Source organism: Candidatus Obscuribacterales bacterium (assembly GCA_036703605.1).
Lineage (GTDB): Bacteria > Cyanobacteriota > Cyanobacteriia > RECH01 > RECH01 > RECH01.
Genome location: DATNRH010000195.1, coordinates 1 through 8,417 on the forward strand (window position 1 = coordinate 1; position 8,417 = coordinate 8,417).

Annotated in this window: 10 protein-coding genes; 5 read left to right on the top strand and 5 right to left on the bottom strand. The window is 54.0% G+C overall.

What is annotated here, in order from left to right; genetic code table 11:
* On the top strand, positions 1-212 hold a 212-nt coding region (locus V6D20_04080), incomplete at its 5' end, for a hypothetical protein (protein HEY9814970.1).
* A gap of 181 nt (positions 213-393) precedes the next feature.
* On the opposite strand, the gene V6D20_04085 is transcribed toward V6D20_04080, so the two are convergent.
* Together V6D20_04085 and murG are read right to left on the bottom strand one after the other, a co-directional pair.
* Complete coding sequence (locus V6D20_04085) at positions 394-555, bottom strand: hypothetical protein (protein HEY9814971.1); 162 nt, start codon at positions 553-555, stop codon at positions 394-396.
* Positions 556-878: 323 nt separating this feature from the next.
* The gene (gene murG / locus V6D20_04090; GenBank protein ID HEY9814972.1) at positions 879-1,946 is read right to left on the bottom strand and encodes an undecaprenyldiphospho-muramoylpentapeptide beta-N-acetylglucosaminyltransferase; all 1,068 of its coding nucleotides are present in this window, start codon (positions 1,944-1,946) and stop codon (positions 879-881) included.
* Between the two features lie 265 nt (positions 1,947-2,211).
* Between murG and V6D20_04095 the strand changes: the two genes are divergently transcribed.
* The 4 genes from V6D20_04095 (at position 2,212) to V6D20_04110 (ending at position 6,047) form a co-directional block, all read left to right on the top strand.
* A complete protein-coding gene (locus V6D20_04095) occupies positions 2,212-3,084 on the top strand; it encodes a hypothetical protein (protein ID HEY9814973.1) in 873 nt (290 codons plus the stop codon).
* 36 nt (positions 3,085-3,120) lie between these two features.
* Complete coding sequence (locus tag V6D20_04100; GenBank protein HEY9814974.1) at positions 3,121-3,894, top strand: SDR family oxidoreductase; 774 nt, start codon at positions 3,121-3,123, stop codon at positions 3,892-3,894.
* A gap of 106 nt (positions 3,895-4,000) precedes the next feature.
* Complete coding sequence (locus V6D20_04105) at positions 4,001-5,335, top strand: NAD(P)/FAD-dependent oxidoreductase (GenBank protein HEY9814975.1); 1,335 nt, start codon at positions 4,001-4,003, stop codon at positions 5,333-5,335.
* Between the two features lie 37 nt (positions 5,336-5,372).
* Positions 5,373-6,047, top strand: a complete 675-nt coding sequence (locus V6D20_04110) for an HAD-IA family hydrolase (GenBank protein ID HEY9814976.1) — start codon at positions 5,373-5,375, stop codon at positions 6,045-6,047.
* A 314-nt stretch (positions 6,048-6,361) separates the two neighbouring features.
* Here the strand turns inward: V6D20_04110 and V6D20_04115 are convergent, their stop codons facing one another.
* The 3 genes from V6D20_04115 to V6D20_04125 all read right to left on the bottom strand — a co-directional run.
* Entirely contained in the window at positions 6,362-6,889 is a 528-nt protein-coding gene (locus V6D20_04115) for a prepilin-type N-terminal cleavage/methylation domain-containing protein (protein HEY9814977.1), read from the bottom strand.
* Positions 6,890-7,019: 130 nt separating this feature from the next.
* Complete coding sequence (locus tag V6D20_04120) at positions 7,020-7,991, bottom strand: hypothetical protein (protein ID HEY9814978.1); 972 nt, start codon at positions 7,989-7,991, stop codon at positions 7,020-7,022.
* Between the two features lie 91 nt (positions 7,992-8,082).
* On the bottom strand, positions 8,083-8,417 hold a 335-nt coding region (locus V6D20_04125; GenBank protein ID HEY9814979.1), incomplete at its 5' end, for a hypothetical protein.

Below are 8,417 nucleotides of genomic sequence, written 5' to 3' on the forward strand. Positions count from 1 at the left end.
TGGGCCTGAAGAGCATCTACCAAAGCGGTTTGGAGAATTATAGCCGTCGTCCCATGGGTTCAGACATCAAAAAAACTCTAGACATGTTCAAAGATTGGAATGTTTATACATGTCTCCACCCAACCGCCTACAGCCACAGCATAAAAAAACAGGCCATCCCTCCAAAAGAGAGTGACCTGTTTGCCTATCCATGCAGCAACTGCCCAACGTAAACTTTGGAGTTCATAACCAACGCGCGGGTATGGAGAGCGGATGTCTGAGGCTGTGGTTGGGCATCACAACCTCAAGCATAAGGTGCGGCATTGGTGGTGACGAGCAAGTTTAGATCCTGCGCAAACGTTTTTGATCGCGATATACAACGTCATTCATGACGTGATGTGTACAGGATAAAACCTAGGGTTTGGTATTAGATAAATCAACCCATTCGGAGAGTGGTTCGCCTTCAAAGGGTTGAACGCCAATGTCAGGATATTGATCATCTCTAGGACTGAATAAACGAGCCACTCCTTCAGAGATATATTGCAGGGCGTTTTGGGTCAGTTTAAGGATGTTCATAAAAGCCTCTCAGCCGTTTTACAACAGGGACAGCGGTGAAACAAATCGCCCTAAAGTTAAGGGACTATGTATTGGGCTAGTGTTGTTGATGGCAGGCGATCGAGAACGGCGAGTGGGTGATAATGTCTGAGTTGAGTGAACAAAGCTCTTGATCCCCTACCTCTTCATCATAGATGTCTCACTGCAGCTCTGTCATTAATTCTTGATAAGTTGATCACCATAATTTGTGACATTGATTTATGAAAACAGGCTGCTTTTTTCGGAATGTTGCTAATAGCTGAACTTCATCATGGAGAATGCTTAAATCACCGGTTTAGATGTAACTAAGTGTTGAGAATCTTTTGAATAAATAGGGCAAGTTGTTCCGCACTGTCAGCGATCGCCAAGGCTTGGGTAGCTTTGGCCATTTGCTGTAGTTGCTCCGGTGAACGTAACAAATTCAACACCTTTTCTTGCAGGTGTTCGGCGTTCAGGGCAGATTGTTGACAAACTTGAGCTGCACCGGTAGCCGCAAAGACTGCCGCATTGTAGGTTTGGTGATCTTCGGCCGCAAAAGGATAGGGAATGAGGATCGACGGAGTAGCGGTGATGGCAAATTCCGTGAGGGTACCAGCTCCGGCACGGCTGATGGCGAGGTCAGCACGGCGCAGTAGACCGGCCATGTCGTCATAGAAGGGTCGGGCAATGTAGTGGGGATGTTTGAGGGTATCGACATCAGGATCGTTAGTGCCGGTTAAATGCACCACCCAAGCTCCGGCTTCAAACCAGGCAGAGGCGGCATTGCGCACCAGACGATTGACGGCGACCGCACCCTGACTGCCGCCAACAACGACAATCAGCGGTACGTCATCGGGAATGGGCAGGTCTACGAGGGGCGATCGCTCTGTTTGCCGAAAAGCATCCCGAACGGGGGTGCCCACACAGATAGTCTGGGTGTGGGGTAGGTAGGCTGCTGCGGCTTCAAACCCTAGGGCCACGGCGGTACACCAAGGGCTAAACCAACGGGTAACCTTGCCGGGGAGGGCGTTAGATTCGTGGAGAATGACCGGCAAACCCAGGGAACGGGCAGCCATGATCGCCGGGGCGGCAATATAGCCACCGGTGGTAAACACGCCCCGAAACTGTCCTTGACGGAGCAGACGGCGCGTAAAGATGATCGCTTTGGCGAGTTTGCCAAAAACTGGGACAGTGGCCAGTCCCCGGCGCTGCAATCCCTCAAAGTCAATCAGATGCAGGGGATAGGTTTGGGGAACCAATTGGGTTTCTAGGCGATCAGGAACCCCTAGCCATTCAATGCTGTAGTCTGAAAGGTGGGCCGCCGTCGCGATCGCTGGAAACAGGTGCCCGCCGGTGCCACTGGCGGCAATCAAAAGCTTAGAAGTATGTGCCATGGTCATCGTCAAACGCTGTGTTGCCGGGTTAGAGCATTCCTCCGCCACGATACAGCACTTCGATGACGATGCGATCGCCTTGGTCGTGAAATGCAACAGTTGGGCGATCGCTGCCCCATGGAGCGGAACCCATCGGTGGCTCCCTTGTCGTTCCCCTATCGCTGCGACCATAATTGGACGTGCATCATAGAAAACCTAGGGCGCGCGCGGATAGCGATGCCTATCCCTCCCCACCTCATAACCTTGACCTTTGAAATCCTACATTATGTCCATCCCACACACCCCCGAAGCCGCTGTACCTCATGGGTCTATCCTTGCCCCTGTCAACGCTCGGCGATGGCTTGCTTGGATGCAAAGCCTGTCTGTCTCGTCCGCCGTTGTGCTGTCAGCAGTGATGGGGGGCGGCGATCGCGTGATGGCCGCACCGCCAGAAACGGCCCCCGCCAGTGTGCTGGAGTTTGTTGCTGACCTAGATGCCGCTGCCAACCAAGCTGATGTACGTCAGGTGATGCAGCACTATAGCCAAGACTTTCGTAGTGCAGACGGACTCAGCTACCGCGATATGGAAAATGCTCTAACCACGCTGTGGGAGCAATATCCAGGGCTCACCTATGAAACTCAGCTTTTGTCTTGGGAGCAAGACGGCGACGCCATTATCACGGAAACCATGACGTTGATTACCGGCACGCCCCTAGTGGGCGATCGCCCCTTTGAATTCACATCAACCCTAGAAGCCCGCCAGCGGTTAGTGGATTCGGAAATTGTCGAGCAGGAAATTCTTGCCGAAGAAACGGTGCTGATGTCGGGCAGCAATCCGCCCACGGTGCAAATTAACCTGCCTGCATCAGTGGCCATGGGTCGCTCCTTTACCTTTGATGCCATCGTCCTAGAACCGTTGGCAGGGGAACGGTTAATGGGGGTCGCCCTTGATGAACCCGTCGATTTGGCTGGCTATCTCGACCCCATGGATGTGGAATTGACCGTTTTGCCGGCTGGGGGATTGTTCAAAATTGGCCAAGCGCCAGAAACACCTGGCAGCCGCTGGATTTCGGCCGTCTTGGTGCGGGAAGATGGTATCACGATGGTGACGCGACGGCTGCATATCGTCCGCCCCGATGACGCATCCCAAGGAAGCTAAAGACTGCTGCGTAGTTGTTTGATTCATTAAAGGTCTATGGTTTCTATCCAACATCAGACGGTGCTGATTACAGGGGCAAGCAGCGGCATTGGGGCAGCCTGTGCAGCAGCTTTCGCCGAAGCGGGGACACGGCTCATTCTCGCGGCCCGACGGCAGGAGCGCTTGCAGGCGATCGCCCAGGCGTTGGTCGATCAGTATGGAATCGCGATTCATCCCGTGGTTATGGATGTTTGCGATCGCGCCCAGGTGGAAGCCGTCTTGCAGGGCCTACCAGCAGACTGGCAGGCCATTGATGTGTTGGTGAACAATGCCGGGCTGAGTCGCGGGTTGGAGCCGCTCCAGCAAGGCAGTATAGAAGATTGGGACGAGATGATCGACACCAACCTCAAGGGGCTGCTCTACGTCACCCGTACCGTGCTGCCGGGCATGGTGGAACGGGGGCGAGGGCATGTGATTAACATTGGCTCCATCGCAGGACATCAGTCCTATCCCAAGGGCAATGTCTATTGCGCCACCAAGGCGGCGGTGCGTGCTCTCAGCCATGGACTGAAGATGGATTTATCGGGTACACCCGTGCGGGTAAGCTCTGTCGATCCAGGATTGGTGGAAACAGAATTCAGTCAGGTGCGGTTTCATGGCGACCAGGATCGCGCTGCCCAGGTCTATGCCAATGTGACCCCTTTAACGCCAGAGGATGTGGCTGAAGTCGTGCTATTTTGCGCCACCCGTCCTCCCCATGTGAACCTCAGTGAGATCTTGCTGTTGCCCACGGATCAATCCAGCTCTACCCTGGTGCATCGGCACGCCTAAGGGGCGATCGACCTTGAAATAGAGCATCGAGAGTCCCCGAGAGTTCCCAGGTGAGCTGCCGCAATCGATCGCTTAGACAGCGAATGGGCGATCCCATGAAAAGACCGTGTCGAAGGTAGATTGTGGGCGCGATCGCGGGGTTCTGCCACCGGGCCGAGCACACACCTGCTGGGACGTGGTACACAATAGAGAGGATGGCGATCGCTTCATTGCCCTCACCCCTTATTTTGCCGTCTACTGGATAACCATGACTCAGCAACCTGCACATATCTGTATTCTCGGTGGAGGCTTCGGGGGTCTCTATACAGCACTGGCGCTGGATCGCCTCCCCTGGCCACCGCTCCAGCATCCTCGCATTACCCTGGTCGATCAGCGCGATCGCTTTACCTTTGCACCGTTGCTATACGAACTACTGACCGGCGAACTACAGGCTTGGGAAGTCGCACCGCCCTATGCCGAACTTTTAGCCGAAACCCGAATTCAGTTTCGCCAAACTGCCGTTAGCCAGGTAGATCTAGCCAACCAGCGCGTTGACCTCGCCGATGGGTCTTCCCTAGACTACGATCGCCTCGTGCTGGCCCTAGGCGGCGAAACCCCGGTAGATCAAGTGCCCGGTGCCCAGGAGTACGCCATTCCCTTCCGCACGGTTCATGATGCCTATCGCCTTGATGAACGTTTGCGGCTGTTGGAAACCTCCGAGGTAGACAAAATTCGCGTGGCAATCGTGGGCGGCGGCACCAGCGGCGTGGAACTGGCCTGCAAGCTGGCCGATCGCCTTGGCAAGCGGGGACGGCTGCGATTGGTGGAACGGGGCGAAGATCTGCTGAAGCGATCGCCCGAGTTTAACCGCGAGGCATCCCGCCAGGCCCTCAGCGATCGCGGTGTATGGCTGGATCTCGAAACCCAAGTCACCCAAGTCACTAGCGATAGCCTATCCCTTGACTATCGGGGGCAAATCGACACCATTCCCGTTGACATTGTTCTATGGACCGTGGGCACCCAGGTGGCCGAGGTGGTGCGATCGCTGCCCGTTCCCCACAACGAGCAGGGACAACTCACCATTACCGATACGCTCCAGGTTTTAGAGCATCCCCATGTGTTCGCCCTTGGTGATTTAGCCGCCTGTGAAGACGCCGATGGGCAACGCATTCCTGCCACCGCTCAAGCTGCCTTCCAGCAAGCCGACTATGCCGCATGGAACATCTGGGCCGATTTGAGCGATCGCCCCCTGCTGCCCTTCCGCTACCAAAACCTAGGCGAAATGATGACCTTAGGTATCGATAACGCAACATTAATGGGCTTGGGTCTAAAGTTAGATGGACAACTGGCCCACATTTTCCGTCGCTTGGCCTATCTTTATCGCATGCCTACCTTTGATCATCAACTCAAAGTAGGCTTAAATTGGATTGCCCGTCCCCTGCGGGAGTTGCTATCTACCTGATTGCTCAAGTCTCTCCGTTGATGGTATTCAACTTACGATGAAACGTCCTAAAGTTATTTTTCTGGACGCGGTCGGCACCCTCATTGGCGTCCGTGGAACCGTTGGTGAAGTCTATTGCGATATTGCAAAGGTCTATGGCGTCCAGGCGGATCCAATCGCCGTGAACGAGGCCTTTTACGATAGTTTTAAGGCCGCTTCGACCATGGCCTTTCCCGGTATTGATGAGGATGAAATTGAAGAGCGGGAGTTTGGCTGGTGGTGGGCGATCGCTGCTCAGACCTTCCAGCGAGCTGGTGTGCTTGACCAGTTTGATAACTTTGCCGGCTTTTTTGCCTCCCTCTATGCCCACTTTGCCACCGCTGATCCGTGGTTCATCTATGCAGATGTGCGCTGGGCGCTAGAGCATTGGCAAAGCCAAGGCATTGAGCTAGGCATTATCTCCAACTTTGATTCCCGACTGCACCGGGTCTTACCGGCACTGAAGCTTGACGGCTTCTTTTCCTCCGTCACCCTTTCTACCCATGTGGGTGCAGCCAAGCCCGATGCTCGGATCTTCGAACTTGCCCTGGCAAAACATGATTGTTCGCCAGATGAAGCTTGGCACATTGGCGACAGCTTCCGCCAAGACTATGAAGGTGCAAGGGCCGCTGGTCTGCGCGGTGTATGGCTGCGTCGCAGTGAAGTAGAAAGCGAACAACCCATTCCTGCCTAGCCAGCAACCTGATAGGGGTGCCCTCCAACCGCTATGGCTGCCCTCACTAGATGAGCAGCGATCGCTGCATGGTATGCCATGGCCCCAAAGTTGCCACAGTACCGAAGGGTAGAGTAGCTATTGGATCAGGCCCATCCTGGGTAGTGCTAGCTGCAGGTCGCTCTGCGTGACCCGTATCAGATCCAAGAGCAGGAGCACGAGCAAGAACTAGTACCCTGAGGCCTAAGTAACCCGCCTATGTGCTGAGGCGGGAAACCTTGTGTGTCCTAGAATTCCTTTTCGTTTTTCTGTCTTCGTTCTTCTGTCTTGCGTTACTAAGGGGTGCAGGCATCACCCTGGGCAAGTTCAGATGCACCCAGCAAGGTTTTGAGGATCACACAGCGGGTAGCTCCAGAGCCATCTGCCGGCACTTGAACGGCCACAGTGATCGGTAGATTGCCATCTGAAACCAAGATGCCATTGGGGTCAAACATGACCGAATCGACCTCGGCACCGTTGACATCAAAGACGTCTAAGCTAGCCATTCCATTGGCCAGCCGTCCTTCACCCAAAAGCTCGGTATTACGCCCCCCACCCACTGAAGAGCCATAGCTCATGACCGGTGGATTCCCGTCATTGAACTCAACCACTTGATTGCTGCGTAAGCGCCCTGCATCAGTTTGCGATTGGCGGATGCGCTGAAATACTTGGTCGGCAAGCTGATTAGCCTCGCGGGAGTTGGCAAAGGCAACCCATCCTGGAGCGGCGATCGCTGCCAGAATGCCCACGATAATCACGACCGCCAAAACCTCAATCAGGGTAAAGCCGGCGTTGGCTGGTTGGCGAAGCAGTTTTGCTCTCATGGTGGTTCTCCAAGCCCATGACTGTAAATTCGTTAACATTGGTTTAAATCTCCGACTGCCGGTAGTACTGCTTGTTCTTGCACCCAGGTTGAGGCTATCCTCTTCTAGTCAATCAAGGCTCACGTCTAGTTTAGTCAATAGGTGTTTTGCCAATCACCCCACGGCTCAAGACCCTAGTTTCAAGAGCGGTCATAAAGGAATCTTCATTTTGAGCCCCAGACCGTCCATCCGCATTGCCACGTAGGCGAAGGATCACCTCCGTATTACGGTTGGTGGCTGAGGGACCAACGCAGGCATAAAAACTGCGGACTCCGTTAAAGCCTGTGGCGTCTAGAAGTGCATCCGATGGACTAACGTTAAAGCCTGTAGGACAAACAGATTCATTAGCGGCAACAAATTGAGCGTTGGCCCCTTCTCCACCATCGACAAAATCAACTAAAACATCAGGACGTCCGTCTGCATTGCCCACTTGTAAATTCTCGTCCCCTAAGAAAGGCCAGGTTCTGAAGTTCTGTTGAGCTCCTGGGTTGGCATAACCAGGGCGGCGCGCTCCCCCTTGGGTAAACTCGGTGAGAGAATAGCGCGTTAGCTGAGCCTGTCCGTCCCAGTTCTCGCCATCACTTAACAGATAAACCACGAGTGAATAGGAGTGACCGTTAATGCAGTTGGTGTCTTCAGGTGCATTGCCATTGGCACAGGCTTGTAAAATCGCATCTGGAAACCGCTCTTGCTTCCAGAAGGCCACCACCGGCACACTGTTTTGGGTGAGATTGGCGGGTAAGTGATTGACAATACCTGGACAGAAGTCATCGGTGCCCGGAGCACCCCGTCCGGTTATACATACAGGTTCATAAACATAGACCGACTCACGCAGTTCAGCACTGATGTAGTCCAACGCATTTTGCATATCCTGCTGGGTTTCATCGCGGGCTGCTTCTCGCTGGTTGGTACTCATGAGTTCTAAGACCAAATACAGCAAGCCAGAAATAATCATGCCTGCCAACGCTGCTGCAATTAAGACTTCCATCATGGTGAAGCCGGCAGAAGCCTGTTGAGAGCGGCGGGCATAACGACGAAAGAGGTGAGAGAAGAATGTGACCATGGTTCGTGACTCAGAGTGGACGGTGCTCAGTGGTGAAACAAAGAATTAAATGGTTGGGTGAATGTTTGACGGAGCGCTGTGTAACCCTAAGCTAGCCGTCACAACCGCCTTGGGCACTGTGAAACTCGCACAGGGAATCACGGGTATCACTCCAGTTCACCTGGGTATTAATGACAGCAAGGGGGCGAGTACTTTGACTGCCATCACCGCTTGTAAACCGCAGCCCTGCTTCTTCTGTTTCAAGATCTCCCCAATTCACCGGGTTATCTAAGACGGCGTACACCCGCACTGCCATGTAAAAGTTGGTGGGACGGTTGAGGCCGTTTTGCTCTCGTTCTGAGACGACACCATTATTGCGAAAGACCTGCATAATAAAATCGGGTTCGCAGTCGCCGGTAATGTCAATGGGTAGGGCTCGGTTGGCTG

Excerpts from the sequence above, each read along its gene's own strand:
- V6D20_04120 (HEY9814978.1), bottom strand. The coding sequence starts at position 7,991 with ATGGTCACATTCTTCTCTCACCTCTTTCGTCGTTATGCCCGCCGCTCT.
- V6D20_04095 (HEY9814973.1), top strand. The coding sequence starts at position 2,212 with ATGTCCATCCCACACACCCCCGAAGCCGCTGTACCTCATGGGTCTATC.
- murG (HEY9814972.1), bottom strand. The coding sequence starts at position 1,946 with ATGGCACATACTTCTAAGCTTTTGATTGCCGCCAGTGGCACCGGCGGG.
- V6D20_04110 (HEY9814976.1), top strand. The coding sequence starts at position 5,373 with ATGAAACGTCCTAAAGTTATTTTTCTGGACGCGGTCGGCACCCTCATT.
- V6D20_04115 (HEY9814977.1), bottom strand. The coding sequence starts at position 6,889 with ATGAGAGCAAAACTGCTTCGCCAACCAGCCAACGCCGGCTTTACCCTG.
- V6D20_04085 (HEY9814971.1), bottom strand. The coding sequence starts at position 555 with ATGAACATCCTTAAACTGACCCAAAACGCCCTGCAATATATCTCTGAA.
- V6D20_04100 (HEY9814974.1), top strand. The coding sequence starts at position 3,121 with ATGGTTTCTATCCAACATCAGACGGTGCTGATTACAGGGGCAAGCAGC.